Genomic DNA, 20,800 nt, shown 5'->3' with positions numbered 1-20,800 from the left:
TAGTTTTTAAAGCTGCCCGAAACGGATAAGCTTTTTGGTTAAAAAATGAAAACGAATATACAAAAATAATGCGGCTGCCGTAAGCCCGGCAAAAAGCCCTATCCATATCCCGGTAGCACGCAGCCCGGTATAATGCCCTAAATAAAAAGATATAGGGAAACCGATAACCCAATAGGCAATAAATGTTATTACCGTTGGAATTTTCACATCCTGTAGGCCCCGAAGCGCCCCCAGCACCACAACCTGTATCCCATCTGAAATCTGGAACACGGCAGCCACCAGCAACAATTCAGAAGCTATGGCAATAACCCTGGCATTTTCTGCTAAAAGGGTATCATCTTTCATATTCAGGAAAAATTGCGGAAGGTAATTGTGTAGGGCAATAAACAATAAGGCAAATACTACCTCCAGTATAACAGCAAGCAGGAATATGGAGCGCGCCACAAGCTGCAGCTTTTTATAATCCCTAAGCCCCTTTTGGTTGCCCACCCTTATCATGGAGGCCACACTTAAGCCCATAGCAAACATAAACGTTAATGATGCCAGGCTAAGGGCTATCTGGTTAGCAGCCTGGCTATCCTTGCCTATAGAGCCTGAAAGCCACACTGCCGCGGTGAACAGGGCAACTTCAAAAAGCATCTGCATGGATGAAGGCAAGCCTAAGGCAGTTATTCTTTTTAGCACAGCCTTATTAAAGGCACTCCTGTTAAAGCCACTAAAATAGGTTTTAAACTTTTCGTTTTTCACTAATATATAATGTATATATACTACCATAAATATACGTGCTAAAACAGTACCCAGGGCAGCGCCTATTATACCCATCTTAGGAAAAATCCAAATTCCGTATATAAGCAGGTAGTTAACTATAATATTGATAACGTTGGAAATGATAACAGCATACATGGCATACTTTGTATGGGATAACCCGTCGGCAAATTGCTTGTAACCCTGAAAAATAATTACAGGCACGAGTGAAAATGCTACCCAGTCAATATAAGGCCCCGCAAGCGCAACAACTTCTTCAGGCTGGCTCATAAGGTACATAAGCGGTTTTGCGAACCACACTACCCCAAAAAGAAATATACCCAAAATGGTGCATAACAACAATCCGTTTTGAAAGAAAGAGCGTGCCTTGTCGGTATCTTTTTCTGCATCTGCCGAAGCTACAAGCGGTGTAATAGCTGTAGAGAAACCGATACCGGCTGACATGGCAATAAAAACCATGCTGTTGCCCAGGGAGGCGGCAGCAAGTTCGGCAGCACCCAGTTTCCCTACCATAATATTATCTACTATGCCTGTAACAGTATGCCCAAGCATACCTAAAATAACAGGCCATGCCAGTTGTATATTATATCTGAATTCCTTTGTGTAGGCAGTAAGCGTCATTATAATTGCAATTAGCCCGCAAATGTAAGGAGAAGAATATTAAAAGCAGTTAAAAATCAACATACTTATAATTTTGATAATCACAATCTTATCCTACATATAAATAAATTTTAATAAGGTATTTATAAAATATTAACAAAATATTGGATATTTCCCCAAATCTGTCATTGTACTTTTACATCACCTAACAACGAATATTATGAGAAGATTACTTAACATGAAAGGTTTAATGCTGGGAGCATTATTACTTTTAGGTGCAAATGGTATTGCACAGGAAATTTCAGGAACATCTAGCGAGGCAATTAATAATTATGATCAGGGATTCCGCTTAGGATTTGCCATTAATGCGGGGCCTACAACCGGAGATTATTTTAATTTTGCCCTTGGTGGAGACGTAAGGCTTCAATATGACCTTACCCAACAAACATCTTTAACGCTTACTACAGGTTACACACACCTTTTTGGCGAAGAAGATGAAATTGATGACCTTGGTTTTATTCCTGTAAAAGCAGGCTTTAAAGCTTTTGTATGGGAAGACCGCTTTTATGTTCTTGGCGAAGTTGGTGCAGGTTTTGCCGTTACCAGCGATTATGATGAAACATCATTTTTATGGTCGCCGGGTATAGGCTACGCCAATGATGTAATTGATATAAGCCTGCGTTATGAGGGTATGAATGACTTTAATGCAGACCAGATAGCATTGCGTGTTGCTTATGGCTTTAAGCTGTAACAATTGCAGTTATATAATAAAAACACCTAAGTACAAAAACTAACCTGTAAAAACCTGTGGTATTAATTTACCGCAGGTTTTTTAAATTTGTAGTAACTAACAAACAAACCATGAAACTTTTTGTTATTGACTGGAGCCGCGATGATAAAACACCTTTGCTGGACTATTGCAAGGCTTCTGGCCATAAAGTGGTGGGAAGTGAACTTAGGGATGGCGGCGAAGCCTATAAAAAGTCAGCAGGCTGCAAGGCCGATGCCATTGTAATCAACTATTCACTTTTAGCCTCCCACGGCAGGATAACCGCACAGGAAATTAAAAGGCGTAAGGCTACATCCCAAATCCCTATCTATTTTATAGGTGGCAGTGAAGATGATAACGAGAAAGTACAAAACATAGGCATATGCCTTTCCGAAGAAGAGGTTAAGGATTTACTGCTTAATGATTAACCGTTGTTTTCACTATTTAATTTCCTCTTGTAAGCATTTATATTTTCAAGCACTTCTTCATCTACTTCAGGTTCTTTAATATCATATTTCTTTAACCTGTCCAGGATTATACCTGCCACAAAATAACGTGCCGCCTTTTTATCGTCAGCAGGTATGGCATACCACGGGGCGCAGGGTTGGGATGTTTTATTTATAGCTTCTTCATAATATTGCTGGTATAAATCCCAATATCCCCTTTCGTCCAGGTCTGATGGCGAAAATTTCCAGTTGTGGCTTTCTTTTTCAAGCCGGCGCAAAAGCCTTTGCCTTTGCTCCTCTTTACCCAGGTGCAAGAAGAATTTAAATATGATAGTACCATTCTTAGCCAAATGGCTTTCAAAGTCATTAATCTGCTTAAAACGCTCCTCCCAAAAGTTTTCCGGTATATCATTTACGGTTTCAATACCCGGTAGGTTTTCATTCAGCAGGTACTCAGGATGCACGCGTGTTACCAACACATTTTCATAATGCGACCGGTTAAAAACAGCAAATTTGCCCTTTTCAGGCAGGGCAGTATAATGCCTCCATAAATAATCATGCTTGAGTTCGCGGGATGTTGGTTCCTTAAAAGTATATACATTAACGCCCCTTGCATTAAAATATTTAAACACTTCGCGTATAAGGCTGTCTTTACCCGAAGTATCCATGCCCTGCAAACATATTAAAACACTATACCGGTTATTGGCATACATTTTATCCTGAAGCTTGCCTAATTCCTTACTTACAGTTTTAAGCGCCTTTTTCTTCTCTTTTTTTGTAGCCCCGATATCTATAAAAGAAGGCCGCTCACCAATAATAAAATCGCCTGCAACCTTAAAGTCCTCCGTATTTATATTTGTCATCCCTATTTAATTATCTTTATAATAAATGTAAGGATTTATAGTATTCTGCGTTTTGATTAAAACTTAATGTTATGCAAAAATTTAGTTTAGAGCTTCTTTTCCATATCATAGGCATTGGTTCGGCTTCAGGATTATTTTATGATGGCTCTGCCCTTTTCCTTATATCCGACAATAGCCATATACTATATGAATACAATATCGCAGACAAGTCGCTTTCAAAACATCCGTTGGTGAACAAGGAATACACAGGCCCGCTGGAAAATATACCAAAACCGGATAAAGCCGATTATGAGGCCATAGCAGTAAAGGGCAGCGATATGTATTTATTTGGCTCAGGCTCCGCACCCGGAAGGAATTTAATAGCACATATTAATTATAAAACCAAAGAGGTTTTTCCGCATATTGATGCAACCGACCTTTACCTCGCCATGCAAAGCTTTGGTAATATTGATGCTGAAAATTTTAATATAGAAGCCGCAGTTAATGACGGCGATACGTGGTACCTGTTTCAGCGCGGCAATGGCCCGGTAAAACAAAATGCAGTATTTACACTTAACGGCACAATTGAAGATACTTATTTCCAGATATTGCACAACAGCTACAGGCTGCCTAAAATAAACGGGGAAAGGGCAGGGTTTACCGATGCTGTTAAAGTAGGGAATACCCTGTATTTTATTACCGCCGCCGAAAAATCTTCATCTACCTACCATGACGGTGAAGTGGCAGGTTCGCTTATTGGGACTATAGATATTGAAACAATGAAAATCGGTTTTACAAAAGTAATTTCAGAATCAAAAAAGTTTGAAGGCATTACTTTGTTTAAAGAAACAGCCACTGAATTACAATTCCTTCTGTGCGAGGATACTGACAGTGATTCCGGTGCTTCGGATATTTACCTACTTAAAATACCAAAAGGGAAATAAATTACTTTTCTATCTCACGCAGGTTTTCCATCTTTTTATATTCAAGGAAGCCTTTAATATCTTCAAAATGTTCCTTAACGCGCTTGTTGCCAAACTCAAATACTTTAGTTACCAGCCCATCAAGAAAATCCCTGTCATGCGATACCAATATTAAAGTACCGTCAAAAGCATTCAGGGCATCTTTTATTATATCCTTGGTTTTCATATCAAGGTGATTGGTAGGCTCATCCAGAATAAGCAGGTTTACAGGCTCAAGCAGCAGCTTTATCATGGCAAGCCTTGTGCGTTCGCCTCCTGAAAGCACTTTAACCTTTTTGGTGGTATCATCGCCGCTAAACATAAATGCGCCCAGTATATTTTTTATCTGTGTGCGTATATCCCCTTCGGCAATACGGTCTATAGTTTCAAAAACAGTCAGTTCGCCATCCAGTAATGCTGCCTGGTTTTGGGCAAAATAACCAATTTTTACGTTATGCCCCACCTCAAGCTTGCCTTCAAAGTCTATTTCACCCATTATGGCTTTTACCATAGTTGATTTACCCTCTCCGTTTTTACCTACAAAGGCTACCTTTTGCCCCCGCTCTATAACCATAGAGGCATCTTTAAAAACTACATGTCCGTCATAGGATTTTGAGAGTTCATTAACCACAACAGGATATTGGCCGGAACGTGGTGCAGGAGGAAATTTAAGCCTTAATGCAGAAGTGTCAATTTCATCAACCTCAACCAGTTCCAGCTTTTCAAGCATTTTTACCCGGCTTTGCACCTGCAGGGTTTTAGAGTATGTACCTTTAAAACGTTCTATAAACTCCATATTTTCAGCAATCATTTTTTGCTGTTCTTCATATGCTTTTTGCTGGTGTGCCCTGCGGTCTTTCCGCAATTCAAGGTAATGGGAATATTTGGCTTTATAATCATAAATGCGGCCCATAGTAACCTCTATAGTACGTGTAGTAATATTGTCTACAAATGCCCTGTCGTGGCTTATTACCATAACAGCTTTTGCACTGTTCACCAAAAAATCCTCAAGCCACTGTATACTTTCAATATCCATGTGGTTAGTAGGCTCATCCAGCAGTATAAGGTCTGGCTTTTGAAGTAATATTTTGGCAAGCTCAATGCGCATTCTCCACCCACCGCTAAATTCAGAGGTTGGCCTGGTAAAGTCGGCACGGCTAAAGCCCATACCTATAAGTACCTTTTCAACTTCAGCTTCATAATTTACTTCTTCTACAGAATAAAATTTTTCACTTAGTTCCGATACCCTTTCTATTATTTTATAATATTCTTCCGATTCATAATCCGTACGTACTGTAAGTTCCTCATTAAGCGCATCTATTTCAGCCTTCATTTTAAATATGCTTTCAAACGCTTTAGATGTTTCATCAAGTACTGTAGCATTATCCTCTGTTAATAGATGCTGTGGCAAGTAGGCTATAACAGTACCTTTGGGTGCAGATACATTTCCTAAGGTTGGCTTGCTTACCCCGGCAATGAGCTTTAGCAGGGTTGATTTTCCCGCACCATTTTTACCCATCAGGGCTATTTTATCATTTTCATTAATCGAAAAAGATACATCGCTGAAAAGCGTTGTTCCGCCAAACTGAACCGTTAACGCATCTACTGTAATCATCTGTCATTTAATTTGAAGCCGCAAAGATAATGGAATTCAAAGGCAACGCCCTTGCCTTTAAAGTAAAATTTATTACATTTGAAAAGCTGATTATAGCTTTACTATGGGTATACGCATTAAAATAAGCTTGTTTTGGGGACTTACCATGTTTTTTATAATGTGTATAGCTTTACCGCTGCTGGACGGCGATAAGATAACCTTTATAAGATCAGCCACAGGGCTTGTTATCTTTTTATCCGGCGGTTTTATTTTTGGCTCGTTGATAAAGATAAAACAGAAACCTAAAAACAATCAGGATGCGTAAATGGGTTAGGTCAGGCCTGGTGTGGGGTGGCATTTTATATGCCATTACTATGATTATTTTTCCTTTAGTTGACGGGGAAAGGCTTTCATTAACCAAAATAATAGCCGGAATACCTTTATGGATAATAGTAGGGCTTATTTTAGGCTACCTGTTTGACAGGAAAAAGAAAAAAGCCGGTAAACGCTGATTATTTATCAGTACGGATTTTCCAGTTTTCTATTATTTCTTTTGCCTTTGCAACATCTTCCCCATCAACATAAATTTCCACTGCCTGCCCAATAGGTGTTAACCCGACTATAATACCGGATTCAATATTATTCTTTACAATAACATCTATGCCGGCGGCTTCCAGTTCCGATTGTACTGCCAAAGCCATTATACCACTTCCTGAAAATACTTTTATCATTTGTAAGATTTAATAGTCATCTTGGTTATCGTCCCCGTCAAAATCATCAAACTCAAAAAAAAGCGGTTCAACCATAATCCTGTCAGCCAGCAATTCCACACGTTCAGATATTATGTCGGTAAAGAAAATGCGCTGTGTTTTTACAATACTGTTGGAAAGCCTTGCAATTTTTGGCTCAAGCCTGTTTTTAAGCAATGTTTCAGTATCATCCACAATAAACATTTTCAACTGGTTAACATCATACCCGGCAGAACCGAACATATCATTTAGCCTGCCCGGTGTGCCTATTAGTACATCTATCCCCGCTGATATCTGGTTTTTGTCATAATCAATATCTCCCTGCTCATACACGCCGTAAACCCTTAAGTCAGTATGCCTGCCATAATCGGTAAAAAGCTGCTGCATTTCCAGCACCTTTGCTTTATCCTCAACAATTACAAGTGCCCTTGGCGACTGTTGGAAAGCCTTTTCAAGTTTTTGTATTACGGTAATAACTATTGCTGTGGTTTTACCCTCTCCTTCCGGTGCCGCTATAACACAGTCAGCGCCGCTTTTTATCGTGCCGAAAGTTTCTTTTTGCACCTCAGTAGGTTCAGTAAGCCCGCCTTCTGCCAAGGATTGCGAAAGCCCCGCATTTATTTTTTTTAAAAACAGTTTGTCCAAAATCAGGTTTATAAATTATTTACTTGCAAAAAGTTTTACATCGGTTTCAGAAATTTCACTGCCACCCAGTATAATCAGCCTTTCCACCACATTACGCAGTTCCCTTATATTGCCGGTCCAGTCATATTCCTGCAAAAGCCTTACCGCATCATCCGTAAACTTTTTACGGGCTGTACCCTGCTCGGCCGCAATCTTTTCAGAAAAATGTTCCACAAGCAGCGGAATATCATCCCTCCTGTCATTAAGTGCAGGTACTCTTATAAGTATTACTGCGAGGCGGTGGTAAAGGTCTTCCCTGAAACGTCCTTCTTCAATTTCTTTTTTCAGGTCTTTATTGGTAGCGGCAATAACACGCACATCTACTTTAATGTCTTTTTCTGCACCTACCCTTTGTATCATATTTTCCTGAAGGGCACGCAAAACCTTTGCCTGTGCTGAAAGGCTCATATCACCAATTTCATCCAGGAATATTGTGCCTTTATCGGCAGCCTCAAACTTTCCTGCCCTGTCTTTTACCGCACTGGTAAAAGCTCCTTTTACATGCCCAAACAGTTCACTCTCTATAAGCTCGCTGGGTATTGCCGCACAGTTAACCTCTATAAATGCCGCCCCCGAACGTTCGCTTTTTTCATGCAGCCAGTGCGCCACCAGTTCTTTACCTGTACCGTTAGGCCCTGTAATAAGCACACGTGCATCGGTTGGGGCTACTTTTTCTATTATTTCCTTTATATGGTTTATAGGTTCGCTGCTGCCAACCATTTCATAGTTTTTACTTACTTTCTTTTTCAGCAGTTTGTTTTCGGTAACCAGCGTTTTCCTGTCAAGCGCATTACGCACAGTATTTAACAGGCGGTTTAAATCAGGCGGTTTGCTTATATAATCAAAAGCACCAAGGCGCATGGTTTGTATTGCAGTTTCAAGGTCGCCATGCCCTGATATCATTACAAAAGGAATTTCAGGCTTTATTTTTTTTACAGCCTCAAGCACTTCAACACCATCCATTTTGGGCATTTTTATATCGCAAAGAACAAGGTCATAATCCTCATTTTTTATTTTTTCAAGCCCAAGCTGTCCGTCTTCGGCTTCCTCCACAATATAATTATCGCTTTCCTCTGCAAGTATTTTTCCTAAAACCCGGCGTATTGCAGCCTCATCTTCTATTATAAGTATTTTTGGCATCTTTAAATTATTGATGTGTTTTTAAAGTTATCGGTTTAAATTTTAAACTCCAAACTATTAACTTTCCGTTTTAATATTTAAGCCACCTGAACAACTCTTTATAGGTAGGCTTTTTACCATACATAAGAATACCGATTCGGTATATTTTTGCTGCAAACCAAACCACACCCAAAAAAGTAATGAACAATATAAATATAGAAAGTAATAATTCCCATAACGGCACGCCGAAAGGAATGCGCATAAGCATTACTATAGGTGATGTTAAAGGCACCATTGAAAAAACGGTGGCAACCGTACCGTGAGGATCATTTATAACCGTAAAGAAGCCTACATATACCCCAAGCATAAGCGGTAATATTATAGGAAATAAAAACTGCTGGGAATCGGTTTCGCTGTCAACCGCAGCCCCAATAGCGGCATATATGGAACTGTATAAAAAATATCCACCTATAAAATAAATGATAAACGAAAGGAACATTGTGCCCAATGGCAGGCTAAGTATTTCAGTGATATAACCCTGTAATGCTTCTGCCGATTGTTGTGCGGCTTCTGTCATTTCAGGCTGTACCTGGGCTGAAGCCCCCATTTCCAGTCCAAAAAATGAGCCTGCAACAACAAACAATATACCCCCTAACACGGCCCATATTAAAAACTGTAATATACCCGCCATAGATGTACCTATTATTTTACCCATCATAAGCTGGAAGGGCTTAACAGAAGATATAATGATTTCAATAATACGGTTGGTTTTTTCTTCTATAACACTGCGCATCACCATATTGCCGTATATAATGATAAACATCATGATAAGGTAGCCAAAAGCGAAACCAATACCTATTTTAATTTCATTAAGCCATTTCAGGCTTTCCTCCCCCGAAAATTTACTAAGTTTTATATCTGCATCCGTTTTGGCTGCTTCTATCTGCTGATAATCTATTCCGGCTTTTTGCAGGTTATACCTTGTTAGCTTATCATTTACCACATCTTCCATGCGCCTGATAAAATCCATTCCCGGACTGTCATTAGAAATATATTCCACCTTGTGGAGCAGGTCGATTGGATTCTCCACCTCCGGAACATAAATCATACCTTCATAGCCCTCACTGGCCTTTTCTTTGGCTTCCTTTATCGGCAAAGCCGAAAGGTCAGTATATTTAAGATGGTCGCTGTCTTTAAAATCTTCTTTTAAATTGCTGCCCTTATCATATATGGCCACTTTTGTTACCTTGTCTGCACTTACGCTTGCAAGATAGCCTATAAGCATAGCCATGCCCACAAAAAGCAAAGGGCTTAAAAATGTCATTACTATAAAGGACTTATTGCGCACTTTGGCAAAAAATTCTCTTTTAATTATTAAAGAAAGGCTCATATTACTTTTGGCTTACAGTTTGAATAAATATATCATTAACGCTGGGTATTTTTTCAACAAAGTAGGTTACATTACCCTGCTGCATTAAATACTCCAGCAACTCTCGCGATGTACTGTTTTCAGGCAGTTGTACCTCCAGCTTTAACTCATCATCAAGTGTTTTGAAGTTTGCCTGTGTGGTTTGGTAGCGGGTATTGATACCCGCCAGCAGCCCCTCAAGGCTGGCCGGCACTATACCTACCTGAAAAGTATTGCTCCTGTACTGCCTTTTTACATCATGAAGCTTACCTTCAATTAACTTATTCGATTTATGGATGAGTGCTATGTGGTCGCACATATCCTCCACACTCTCCATACGGTGGGTAGAAAAAATAATTGTAGTGCCTTTATCTCTTAACTGCATTATCTCATCCTTAATGATGTTGGCATTAACGGGGTCAAAACCGCTGAAAGGTTCGTCAAGAATAAGCAGCTTTGGCTGGTGCAGCACTGTTACCACAAACTGTATTTTTTGCGCCATACCCTTGCTAAGCTCCTGAATTTTTTTATTCCACCAACCCTTTATATCCAGTTCTTCAAACCAATACTCCAACTGCTTTTTAGCTTCACTTTTTGAAAGCCCTTTCAACTGGGCAAGGTATAACGCCTGCTCGCCTACCTTCATGCTTTTATAAAGGCCGCGCTCTTCGGGCATATAGCCTATGTGACTAATATGTTTTGGGCTGAGTTTTTCGCCATCAAGATATATCTCGCCGCTATCCGGCAGCGTTATCTGGTTTATAATCCTTATGAGCGATGTTTTTCCTGCACCGTTAGGCCCTAACAGCCCGTATATACTGCCTTTAGGCACGTTCAATGTAACATTATTAAGGGCAGTATAATCTCCATACTGCTTAATAACATTTTTAACTTCTAAAATAGATTCCATTCTGTTTTATAAATATTTCCCCCTGCTTAAAAAGCATCTATCAGATAGACTGCAGCCATAAATAAAGAATACATCTCGGCAAGGAATAAAAAGTAAAATAGTAATATCCGCCAGGCAAATCCCGGAATTTTATATGTGTTGGCCGTTACCTGGTAATAAACTATAACAGGAAATAAACCGCAAATTATACCCATTAAGTTACTAAGCCAGGCTAAGCCAGTTATATCTGCCAGCATAGCAGTCAGCACAAAAAGTATAAATGCCAGCACCACAAAGCCTGCTATGATTAAATGCTCAGCAAGATTATATTTCAGCCTGCGGAAAATCAGCCATGAATTACAAGCCAGGATAGGTATAATACTTATGTAAATAATTTTAGGTATTCCCCCTATGGCTTCCAGCACTTCCTTTACTGCTTCATCTTTTACCGCACCGGTACTGCCCATGAAACCGCCATCAACATAACGTCCCGCTATAACAGCCAGCCCCAATATAATTATAATAAGGTAAAATACATTGTAATACTGCACCCTTTTACCTGATATATAATCACGTGCTGCATAACCGGGACGGGTAAACAGTTGCTTTAATGTAAACAATATCCCTTTTTCAATATGCCACACACCGTGCATTATATCATGTATAATAAAATGCTTAAAAGTTATCCTGTGTGTGTCAGCCTTTTGCCCGCAATCTGCACAGTATTTCGAAGTAAGCGGGGCATTACAGTTAAGGCATTTATGCATGGAAGCAGTTTTTATTCAAATGTATAAAAAACCCATCCTTATTTTAAAAACAAGGATGGGAAAAATTGCTATGAAAAAGAAAAATTCACTAGTTAACTAGTGAATTTCAAATATATAAATTTATCTTAAATTACGAAAACATATCTTTAACTTTTTCAAAAAAAGATTTATCGGATTTTTCCGGTTTAGGTATAAAGTTTTCGTCAGTTAAATATTTTTCAAAAAACTGTTTTTGCTCTTTATTAAGCGTCCTCGGCGTCCATACATTTACATGTACTAACAGGTCGCCGCTTCCATAGCTGTTCAGGCTCGGTATCCCCTTTCCTTTCAGCCTCAGTATTTTGCCCGACTGTATACCTTCTTCCAGCTTTATCCTGACTTTACCATTTACAGTATCTATTTCTTTTGAAACGCCCAATGCAGCTTCGGGGAAACTAATATACAAATCATAGTGCAGGTTTTCTCCTTCACGTTTTAAAGTATCGTGTTCAACTTCCTCAATAACTACAATAAGGTCGCCCGGTATGCTGTTGTTGCCGGGGGCATCATTACCTTTGCCGCTAACTTTTAGCTGCATGCCCTCGGTTACACCGGCCGGTATTTTAATTGATACCGTTTCATCCGACATTACCATGCCCTGTGCATCTGCCTGTGGCGGCCTGCTTTCAATTATCTGGCCTGAACCACCGCACACATGACAGGTTGATGCTGTCTGCATCCTGCCCAGTATAGTATTTGTAACCTTCATTACCTGGCCGGTACCATTACAGGTAGGGCAGGTTTTAAAAGTTACGCCTTTTGCCTGTATCTTTCTTTTTACCTTTACTTTCTTTTCAACACCGTTAGCTACCTCCTCAAGTGTCATTTTAACTTTTATCCTGAGATTGCTGCCTTTAACCCTGCGCTGGCCGCCACCGCCGCCGAAACCACCAAAACCGCTAAAGCCACCACCAAATGCACTGCCGAAAATGTCGCCAAACTGGCTGAATATATCATCCATATTCATACCGCCGCCGCCAAAGCCGCCGCCGCCTTCAAAAGCAGCATGCCCATACTGGTCATAACGCGTTTTTTTGTCAGGGTCGCTCAATACTTCATAGGCTTCTGCCGCGAGTTTAAAATTCTCTTCGGCCTCTTTATCTCCCGGATTTTTATCAGGGTGAAATTCAATAGCTTTCTTACGGTATGCCTTTTTAATCTGCTCTGCCGTAGCCCCTTTATCAATCCCGAGTATTTCGTAATAATCTTTCTTCATTGTTTACTTAGCTTTTTGCAGTTAATTACCTATAACCACTTTTGGAAAGCGTATAATTTTATCGCCCAGTTTATATCCTTTTTCCACAACATCCACCACTTTGCCTTTTAAATCGTCAGATGGTGCAGGTATTTGCGTAATAGCTTCCGCAAAGTCAGCGTTAAAATCATCGCCTGCCTTAATTTCAACTATTGCCAAACCTTTAGAAACAAGAGTATCTTTTAGTTTATTATGTATCAGTTCCACTCCTTTAAGCAGCATCTCGTCGCCCGATTTCTCAATCTGAACCATAGCCCTGTCAAAATCATCAAGCACGGGCAGCATTGCCTGTAAAACTTCCTGATTGGCAGTTTTAAACAATTCTATACGCTCTTTGGAAGTCCTTTTTTTATAGTTCTCAAATTCTGCAAACAGGCGTAAAAATTTATCTTTTTCAGAGGCCAGTTCCTCTTTCAGTTTTTGCTCCTCTGTTAATTCTTCAGCCGAAGGTATTCCTTCTTCCTGCGCACCGGCATTTTCTGTTGCGCCGTTTTGGTTAACTTCATTAGCAGCTTCCTTACTTAGTTCTTTTTCATTATTTTGAGAATTATCCTGGCTCATATTTTTAAATATTTTCTTTAACATTACTTAATAAATAACAATATGCGCAGTTGCAAAAGTATTGCCAAACCAATACAAATGTCAAATTGTCATTTTTTTAAAGCTGCAAAGATAAAAGAATAAACACAATAATAAAGGGCAGCTGGTTAGCTGCCCTTTATTATTGTAGTTCCTGACGTATTGCTTTTTCCAGCGAGAGGTATTTAAACTGGTAACCCTCTCCTATTATTTTGCGTGCACTTACATTCTGGCTGCTAAGCAGTATCTGGTGCATTTCACCCAGCACTGCCTGCAACATAAACTTTGGCACGTTGGGCATAAAGAAAGGCTTGTTAAGCACTTTAGCGATAGTTTTCATAAGGCCGGCATTGTTAACAGGGTGCGGAGCCACTGCATTGTAAACACCTTCCAGTTCATGGTTTAAAATATAATTATATATACCTGTTAAATCCTGTATATGTATCCATGACTGCATTTGCCTGCCGCACCCCAATGGCGAGCCAACGCCCAGCCTAACGGGTTTTGCCATTTCTACAAGCGCGCCGCCCTTGCCTGAAAGCACAATGCCTGTGCGGACTTTGGTCACTTTTATGTCCAGCCTTTTAATCTGGTCAACTGCCTCTTCCCACTTTTGCACTACCTTACCCAAAAAAGAATTATCTACCTCTGTATCCGATTCTGAATACACCTTTTCAAGACTGTCAGGATAAATACCTATAGCAGATGCACTTATAAACTGCTTTATATTGTGAGGCCTGTTTTTTAATAATGTGAACAGCACATTTGTGGAAAGCACCCGGCTTTCCAGTATTTCCTGTTTATAAGAGTCTGTCCAGCGTTTGGAAATGGAAGCACCTGCAAGGTGTATAATTGTATCAACGCCATCTATACAGTTTTCATCTATACTGCCACTATCCGGGTTCCAAAAAAAACCATTATATTTTAATTCATGCTGTAACTTATCTTCGGATGTAGTAAGGTAATTTATATGTACTCCATTTTTTAGTAACAGGGAAACAAGTTCGCTACCTATAAGGCCTGTTGCTCCTGTAATTAAAACTTTCATAATCAATCTATTTTACACAAATGTATTGTTGATGAAGATATAAAATTAAAATACTGAGGTGTTTAACTAATATTTAGTACTTGTTAAATAAAAACCTAATAAATTTAAGATTACTATTTCACTTTTATAGTCCATTCAAATTCAAATTCCGAAACCTTATCACCTTTCTCATCTGTACCAAAAGACTTCATCCATAATGTTTGCCCCTGCCCTGTATCAATAGCTTTTTGCACTGCTCCGGCAATTAAATTCCCATCGTTGCAAACAAACGAAATCTTCCCTTTAGCCTTTTTGGTAAAACTGCTTTTGTTATTGGCCACAAGCATAGATATATTTTTACCGCTTTGCTTTATAGCATGCATAACCAGTGCTCCTGTAGTAAGTTCAGCAGCCATTGCCTGAACGGCAAAATACATAGAATTAAAAGGATTTTGATTTATCCACCTATGCCTTACTGTTGCGGTACACTGTTGTGATGTAATATTTTTTACCCTTACCCCACACCAATATGCCGAAGGTAATTTAAAAAATAAAAATGTATTAAGTTTTGATGGAGTAAACTTCATATCCTTATAATTTATGCTAATATACTGAATATTATGCTTACATAATATATATTTGCTTTTGTTAAAATTTTGTTAAATATAAGTACTTTGTATTGCATAATACCTTTCAAAAGAAATATATTTGCATAGAATATTAACTGATATAATAATATACTATGGTTACTACAGAAGAAAAAAACACATCAACACTATTACAGGTAAGTGCCTTTGCCCAATATTTCTTTCCCTTTGGTAATTTTATATTTCCTGTAATTATCTGGAGTTCCAAGAAAAACGATTCAGGTTTTGTAGATTATAATGGAAAGCAGGCCATCAACTTTCAGTTAAGCCTTTTAATGTACTCGCTTTTGCTATTGGTTGTCTCTATACCCTTCATTATATATAAAGCATTTAAAGGAACCAGCCTTACTATTAATGACTGCGACTGGGTAATTGAAAGAATACAGGCGGGAGAAATTACAGGCGTAGTGATAATATCAGTTTTAACTATTATACTGCTGGCATCTTTAAAAGTTATGGAATTCTTTTTAATACTGTATGCCGCAATAAAAAACAGTAATGGCGAAACCTATAATTTTCCGCTAACCATAAAATTTATAAAGTAGTAAATCATCATCAATCATCATCAAATCAAGTTCAATCATCAATCAAAAAAACGGACAGTAATGAAAAATTATCGCAAAAGTAAAAAGCAGCATAAAAGTAAATTATGCAACAGGTAACCCCTAAAGAAAAAATCAGTAAAAATGAAAAGACTTAAATTAACAGCCTATGAATATTGAGAATACAAAGGCGCAAATGCGTAAAGGTATTTTAGAGTTCTGCATACTTTCTGTACTTAATGGTAAAGAAGCCTATACTTCTGAAATACTGGATACACTTAAAAACGCGAAGCTGCTTGTAGTGGAGGGAACAGTTTACCCACTGCTGACAAGATTGAAAAATGACGGGCTTTTAAGCTACCGTTGGGAAGAGTCAACATCCGGCCCGCCAAGAAAATACTACGGGCTTACCGATGAGGGTAAAAATTTTTTAAAAGAACTTAATACTACCTGGACAGAGTTATCTGACGCAGTGAATATAATAACCAGCCAAAATAAGCATAGCCATGAATAAAACAGTAAGTATAAATTTAGGAGGCCTGTTTTTCCATATTGATGAAAATGCCTATCAAAAGTTAAATCATTATTTTGACGCCATAAGGCGTTCCTTGTCTCCAGATGGAAAAGATGAAATAATGAATGACATTGAAGGAAGGATTGCCGAACTGCTTACAGAAAAAATGAAAAACGACAAGCAGGTTGTGGGAATAAAAGAAGTGGAAGAAGTTATTGCTGTTATGGGCCAGCCGGAAGACTACAGGATAGAGGATGACGAAAATGCCGCTCCTAAAAGCACATATACGCAATATGAATACACCTACCCGCGAAGCAGGAAGTTTTACAGGGATGGCGATAAAGCAATAATTGCGGGTGTGTGTGCAGGCATAGCCCACTATTTTAGGATAGACCCCCTTTGGATACGCATATTATTTATTATCTCGCCATTTATATCATTTGGTACCAGTTTAATTGTTTATGTACTGTTGTGGATACTTATACCCAAAGCTATAACCACTACTGAAAAACTGGAAATGACCGGCGAGCCTATTAATATTTCCAATATTGAGCGTAAGGTAAAAGAGGAGTTTGAAGCCATAAGCGCAAGGATACAAAACGTTGATTATGAAAAATTAGGAGCAAATGCCGAAAACCTGGGAAACAGGGCAGGCAATGTCTTCGTGAAAATTTTTAAAGGCATTGCCAAAGTAATAGGTGCTTTACTAACCATTTTTGCAGCAGTAGCACTCGGCGGGCTTATTATCGCCTTTATTACATCGTTATTTACACTTACAACTCCTGGCAATATATGGTTTCCCTATGCCGAAGGTATTAATTACACTAATGTGCCATTATGGGTAATATCTCTTCTAGGGCTTTTATCTGTCGGCATACCACTGTTTGCGCTTTTCCTGCTGGGGCTTAAAATACTGGTAGAAAATTCGCGCACCATAGGGCAGATGAGCAGGTACACATTGTTAGTTTTATGGCTGGGTTCACTGGGTGCCTTGGGTTACATAGGCATAATGCAGGCCGGTGAGGTAAGCGAACAGGGAAAAACAATACTTAAGCAGGAACTGCCAATAGCAATAACCGATACGCTTAATGTTAAATTCAGGTATAATGATTACTTTGCAAAATCAGTGTACAGCAACAATACTTTTAAATTTACTGAAGATGAGGAAGGTAATGCAATAATGTACTCTAACAGCATATTGTTTTATGTATTGAAAACAGATGAGAGCAAGCCTTATGTGCATATTGAAAAAACAGCTTCCGGCCACTCTGTTTCAGAAGCAAGGAAACGCGCTGAAAAAATAAGGTATAACTTTGATTTTAAAGATAACACACTGGTACTTGATAATTATCTGCTAACTGACAGCAGCAACAGGTACAGAAAACAAAATGTTGAAGTATATTTATACCTGCCTGAAGGCTACATGATTAAGCCAGACAGCAGTGTAAAGGAATATGATGATACAGATAATGATTTCTTTGACCTGTGGTTTGAGTCGGATAATTTTGTTTACAAAATGGGAAGTAACCATGTAGACTGCCTTAACTGCTTTGAATATGGAGAGGCTGCCGAAATAAATGAGATAAATGTTGATACCAGCATACACGCAAAGGACGGGGACACAGTGAAAAGCGCAGACATTAATTTAAAAATTAAAACCAACTAATAATAAACCAACTTAAATTAATTGATTATGATAAAAATTATAATGCATTTTACAAAACTGGTTATTACCATAATATCCTCGCTGCTTTTATTTTCATGCGGTTTTAGCAATAACCTTAACATGGTGAGCGGCAGTGGAAATGTGGTAACCGAAAACCGCGAAATAAGCAGTGATTTTAAATCGGTATCCGCGGCAAGCGGGCTGGAAGTTGTACTGGTTCAGGACAGCAGTAATTCTGTAATAGTAGAAGCTGATGACAACCTTCAGCAGCATATAATTACTGAAGTGGAAAGCGGCAACCTTAAAATTAAAACAGATAAAAATATACGTAATGCAGCACGTAAAAAGGTAACCGTTCATTTTAAAAGTATTAACAGCGTTAAATCATCAAGCGGTTCCTCTGTTGTAAGCAACAATACACTTAAAGCAGACACACTTACGTTAGATTCCAGCAGTGGAAGCTCAATGAAAATAATTGCTGAGGCAACTAAACTTGTATGCGAATCCAGCAGCGGTTCTGATCTTAAAGTGCTTGGGCAGGCCAATATACTCGAAACAAAATCATCAAGCGGCAGTATGCTTAATGCGGGAGATGTAACTGCACGGTTTGTAGAGTCAAAATCATCCAGTGGCAGCTTAACTACCGTAAAGCCTATTGAAAAACTAACTGCAAAAGCAAGCAGCGGTAGCAGTATTAAGTATATTAATACACCTAAAAGCATCAGCAAAGAGGCTTCTTCAGGCGGAGATATCTCTCAAAAATAATTGTTTAGCAATAAGCCTTGCGTGCTAAAATAAAAACATCAGCCTTGGCTGGTGTTTTTTTATATATTTGCCTGTAACCATTGAAAACAAAACACATGAAATTTTTTTATGCATTATTCCTGTCATTAATAGTTGCAGGTACCGCATTCGCGCAAAAGAAAGAAAAAATTAGGGGCTCTAAAACCGTAACGGTTATACAAAGGGAAACCGGGGACTTTGATAACCTTGAAGTTGAAGATAATCTTGAAATATTTTTGGTTAAGGGTGGCACACCCGGCCTTGAAGTTGAAGCCGACGACAACCTTCATGAAATTATAAAAACAGAACTTAATGGTACCACATTAAGGATATTTACATTAAAAGATGCCTCAAGTTACAGAAACCTTAGCATAAGGGTTACTTATACAGATGCCCTTAAAACAGTAACGGCAAGGCATGAAACAGTTTTAAATGCCCTGGCAGAGCTTACGCTTAATGATATTACCATTAAAACCTTTGACTATACTAAAGCCTTTTTAAACGTAAAAGCGGGTAATTTTTCGCTTATAATGAACGACAAAACAAAGGCTGAAGTTAATTTACAGGCAACAAGTGCTGTTATAGAATTAAGTAAAAATGCTGACATTAAGGCTTTGATAGCTACACCATCCTTAAAATTTGACATGTATCAGAAAACCAATGCGGTTATTGAGGGTGATGCTGAAAATGCTGTATTGCGTATTGATAATAATGCCACTTTTACCGGGAAAAAATTTACGGTTAAGAAAATGGAACTTACTGCCGAAGGCTATACAGACTGCAGCGTTATGGCAACAGAAAACATAATTATTTCTGCAAGCGGAAAATCATCTGTACAGTTACTGGGTAATCCAAAAATAGAAATGAAATCGTTTACGGAAAATGCTTCACTTTACAAAAAACAACAATAAAAATAAACTTCTCTAATAACAAAAAGCGGCGCTTATAGCGACGCTTTTTGTTTGATATATACCATTACCATTATTAATCATTTTCAATCAGCGCAAGGTAACGCTCTGCATCAAGCGCAGCCATACAGCCCGTACCTGCAGCAGTAATTGCCTGCCTGTATTCCTTATCCTGCACATCGCCTGCTGCAAATACGCCTGGCAGGTTAGTTTTAGTGGTTTTTCCCTGCGTTATAAGGTAGCCGGTATCATCCATGTCAAGCTGGCCTTTAAATATATCAGTATTAGGTTTGTGCCCTATTGCTATAAAAAGCCCGGTAACAGGTATCTCTGTTTTTTCGCCCGTTTGGTTGTTAACAACCCTTAAACCTTCTACAACCTGGTCGCCCAGTACCTCATCCACCTCTGTATTATAAAGTACTTTTAAATTTGCTGTGTTTTCCACACGGTGCTGCATCGCTTTGGAAGCGCGCATAAAATCCTTACGTACCAACATGGTAACGCTTCTACAAATATTAGAAAGGTAGGTAGCCTCTTCAGCAGCAGTATCCCCTGCCCCTACTATTGCAACATCCTGCCCGCGGTAAAAAAATCCGTCGCATACGGCACATGCAGAAACTCCTCCGCCTCTAAGGCGTTGCTCGCTGGGCAATCCAAGGTATTTTGCTGTTGCCCCTGTAGAAATAATAACGGTTTGTGCAAGCAGTTCTTTATTACCATCAATGGTAACCTTATGCCAGCCGCCCTTTTCTTTACTAAGCACTACAGCAGTTGCCATACCTATGCGAACCTGAGTACCAAAACGCTCCGCCTGTTTTTGCAATTGTACCATCATAGTAGGCCCGTCTATCCCGTCAGGATAACCCGGAAAGTTTTCAACTTCTGTAGTGGTAGTGAGCTGCCCCCCCGGTTCCATACCGGTATATAAAACAGGTTTTAAATCGGCTCTGGCTGCATAAATAGCAGCTGTATAGCCCGCAGGGCCTGAACCTATAATAAGGCATTTTATTTTTTCAACTGTATCAGTCATAATGATTATTAATGTATAAAGTGATTGAATGCAAATTTATGTTTTTAATTAAAAACTGCCTATAAAAGCATATCAGTTTTACCTATCAAAAAATAAAAGCTGCTTATAGTTTGTTAATCCGATTAAAATAGTATATTTGCATCCGCTTATGCGCGGGGTGTAGCGTAGCCCGGTCATCGCGCCTGGTTTGGGACCAGGAGGTCGCAGGTTCGAATC

24 protein-coding genes are annotated in these 20,800 nt (G+C 39.0%); 10 read left to right on the top strand and 14 right to left on the bottom strand.

All coding sequences use genetic code 11. The features are described 5' to 3' along the window. Positions 1-6: 6 nt before the first annotated feature. Positions 7-1,386, bottom strand: a complete 1,380-nt coding sequence (locus GSF09_RS10765) for an MATE family efflux transporter (protein ID WP_159801232.1) — start codon at positions 1,384-1,386, stop codon at positions 7-9. A gap of 199 nt (positions 1,387-1,585) precedes the next feature. Between GSF09_RS10765 and GSF09_RS10760 the strand changes: the two genes are divergently transcribed. Both GSF09_RS10760 and GSF09_RS10755 read left to right on the top strand, forming a co-directional pair. Continuing rightward, positions 1,586-2,116, top strand: a complete 531-nt coding sequence (locus GSF09_RS10760; protein WP_159801230.1) for a hypothetical protein — start codon at positions 1,586-1,588, stop codon at positions 2,114-2,116. Between the two features lie 110 nt (positions 2,117-2,226). After that, complete coding sequence (locus tag GSF09_RS10755; protein ID WP_159801228.1) at positions 2,227-2,562, top strand: hypothetical protein; 336 nt, start codon at positions 2,227-2,229, stop codon at positions 2,560-2,562. Here the strand turns inward: GSF09_RS10755 and GSF09_RS10750 are convergent. Next, complete coding sequence (locus tag GSF09_RS10750; protein WP_159801226.1) at positions 2,559-3,443, bottom strand: PPK2 family polyphosphate kinase; 885 nt, start codon at positions 3,441-3,443, stop codon at positions 2,559-2,561. The two genes, GSF09_RS10755 and GSF09_RS10750, sit on opposite strands and share 4 nt — an antisense overlap. 71 nt (positions 3,444-3,514) lie before the next feature. Between GSF09_RS10750 and GSF09_RS10745 the strand changes: the two genes are divergently transcribed. Then, positions 3,515-4,366: a hypothetical protein gene (locus tag GSF09_RS10745; protein ID WP_159801224.1), complete on the top strand. Its 852-nt coding sequence runs from the start codon at positions 3,515-3,517 to the stop codon at positions 4,364-4,366. Position 4,367: 1 nt separating this feature from the next. Here GSF09_RS10745 and GSF09_RS10740 read toward each other — a convergent pair whose 3' ends face one another. Next, entirely contained in the window at positions 4,368-5,999 is a 1,632-nt protein-coding gene (locus GSF09_RS10740; protein ID WP_159801222.1) for an ABC-F family ATP-binding cassette domain-containing protein, read from the bottom strand. Positions 6,000-6,102: 103 nt separating this feature from the next. Between GSF09_RS10740 and GSF09_RS10735 the strand changes: the two genes are divergently transcribed. Continuing rightward, on the top strand, positions 6,103-6,303 hold the full coding sequence (locus GSF09_RS10735) for a hypothetical protein (protein WP_159801220.1): 201 nt from the start codon (positions 6,103-6,105) through the stop codon (positions 6,301-6,303). Beyond that, positions 6,296-6,490: a hypothetical protein gene (locus GSF09_RS10730; RefSeq protein WP_159801218.1), complete on the top strand. Its 195-nt coding sequence runs from the start codon at positions 6,296-6,298 to the stop codon at positions 6,488-6,490. Before GSF09_RS10735 ends, GSF09_RS10730 begins: the two co-directional genes overlap by 8 nt. On the opposite strand, the gene GSF09_RS10725 is transcribed toward GSF09_RS10730, so the two are convergent. The 10 genes from GSF09_RS10725 to GSF09_RS10680 form a co-directional block, all read right to left on the bottom strand. Continuing rightward, the gene (locus tag GSF09_RS10725; protein ID WP_159801216.1) at positions 6,491-6,709 is read right to left on the bottom strand and encodes a DUF2007 domain-containing protein; all 219 of its coding nucleotides are present in this window, start codon (positions 6,707-6,709) and stop codon (positions 6,491-6,493) included. A 9-nt stretch (positions 6,710-6,718) separates the two neighbouring features. Continuing rightward, on the bottom strand, positions 6,719-7,363 hold the full coding sequence (locus tag GSF09_RS10720) for a DEAD/DEAH box helicase (RefSeq protein ID WP_159801256.1): 645 nt from the start codon (positions 7,361-7,363) through the stop codon (positions 6,719-6,721). Positions 7,364-7,387: 24 nt separating this feature from the next. Next, positions 7,388-8,551 (bottom strand): sigma-54 dependent transcriptional regulator, encoded by a 1,164-nt coding sequence (locus GSF09_RS10715; protein WP_159801214.1) that lies wholly within the window; start codon positions 8,549-8,551, stop codon positions 7,388-7,390. A gap of 70 nt (positions 8,552-8,621) precedes the next feature. Continuing rightward, positions 8,622-9,920, bottom strand: coding sequence for an ABC transporter permease (locus GSF09_RS10710; protein WP_159801213.1), 1,299 nt, complete (start codon positions 9,918-9,920; stop codon positions 8,622-8,624). A gap of 1 nt (position 9,921) precedes the next feature. Next, the gene (locus GSF09_RS10705) at positions 9,922-10,848 is read right to left on the bottom strand and encodes an ABC transporter ATP-binding protein (RefSeq protein WP_159801211.1); all 927 of its coding nucleotides are present in this window, start codon (positions 10,846-10,848) and stop codon (positions 9,922-9,924) included. Between the two features lie 26 nt (positions 10,849-10,874). Next, on the bottom strand, positions 10,875-11,594 hold the full coding sequence (locus GSF09_RS10700; RefSeq protein WP_159801209.1) for a DUF3667 domain-containing protein: 720 nt from the start codon (positions 11,592-11,594) through the stop codon (positions 10,875-10,877). Between the two features lie 130 nt (positions 11,595-11,724). Next, positions 11,725-12,849: a molecular chaperone DnaJ gene (gene dnaJ, locus GSF09_RS10695; protein ID WP_159801207.1), complete on the bottom strand. Its 1,125-nt coding sequence runs from the start codon at positions 12,847-12,849 to the stop codon at positions 11,725-11,727. Positions 12,850-12,870: 21 nt separating this feature from the next. Next, entirely contained in the window at positions 12,871-13,473 is a 603-nt protein-coding gene (locus tag GSF09_RS10690) for a nucleotide exchange factor GrpE (protein ID WP_159801205.1), read from the bottom strand. Between the two features lie 136 nt (positions 13,474-13,609). Then, positions 13,610-14,515, bottom strand: a complete 906-nt coding sequence (locus GSF09_RS10685) for a TIGR01777 family oxidoreductase (protein ID WP_159801203.1) — start codon at positions 14,513-14,515, stop codon at positions 13,610-13,612. A gap of 113 nt (positions 14,516-14,628) precedes the next feature. Then, positions 14,629-15,081 carry a DUF4442 domain-containing protein gene (locus GSF09_RS10680; protein WP_159801201.1) on the bottom strand — a complete coding sequence of 151 codons (453 nt, stop codon included), beginning with the start codon at positions 15,079-15,081 and terminating at the stop codon, positions 14,629-14,631. A 155-nt stretch (positions 15,082-15,236) separates the two neighbouring features. On the opposite strand from GSF09_RS10680, the gene GSF09_RS10675 reads away from it, so the two are divergent. The 5 genes from GSF09_RS10675 to GSF09_RS10655 all read left to right on the top strand — a co-directional run bounded on the left by GSF09_RS10675 (position 15,237) and on the right by GSF09_RS10655 (position 19,557). Beyond that, on the top strand, positions 15,237-15,686 hold the full coding sequence (locus tag GSF09_RS10675; RefSeq protein WP_159801199.1) for a DUF4870 domain-containing protein: 450 nt from the start codon (positions 15,237-15,239) through the stop codon (positions 15,684-15,686). Between the two features lie 166 nt (positions 15,687-15,852). Next, positions 15,853-16,197, top strand: coding sequence for a PadR family transcriptional regulator (locus GSF09_RS10670; protein WP_159801197.1), 345 nt, complete (start codon positions 15,853-15,855; stop codon positions 16,195-16,197). Continuing rightward, a complete protein-coding gene (locus tag GSF09_RS10665) occupies positions 16,190-17,863 on the top strand; it encodes a PspC domain-containing protein (RefSeq protein ID WP_159801195.1) in 1,674 nt (557 codons plus the stop codon). Before GSF09_RS10670 ends, GSF09_RS10665 begins: the two co-directional genes overlap by 8 nt. 27 nt (positions 17,864-17,890) lie before the next feature. Beyond that, a complete protein-coding gene (locus GSF09_RS10660; RefSeq protein WP_159801193.1) occupies positions 17,891-18,628 on the top strand; it encodes a head GIN domain-containing protein in 738 nt (245 codons plus the stop codon). 95 nt (positions 18,629-18,723) lie between these two features. Then, entirely contained in the window at positions 18,724-19,557 is an 834-nt protein-coding gene (locus tag GSF09_RS10655) for a GIN domain-containing protein (RefSeq protein WP_159801191.1), read from the top strand. A 73-nt stretch (positions 19,558-19,630) separates the two neighbouring features. On the opposite strand, the gene trxB is transcribed toward GSF09_RS10655, so the two are convergent. Next, positions 19,631-20,584, bottom strand: a complete 954-nt coding sequence (gene trxB, locus GSF09_RS10650; RefSeq protein WP_159801189.1) for a thioredoxin-disulfide reductase — start codon at positions 20,582-20,584, stop codon at positions 19,631-19,633. Positions 20,585-20,800 lie beyond the last annotated feature (216 nt).

It is taken from the genome of Flavobacterium sp. MK4S-17, assembly GCF_009848495.1.
Taxonomy (GTDB): Bacteria; Bacteroidota; Bacteroidia; order Flavobacteriales; family Flavobacteriaceae; genus Flavobacterium.
This window is presented reverse-complemented; position numbering and strand designations above follow the sequence as displayed.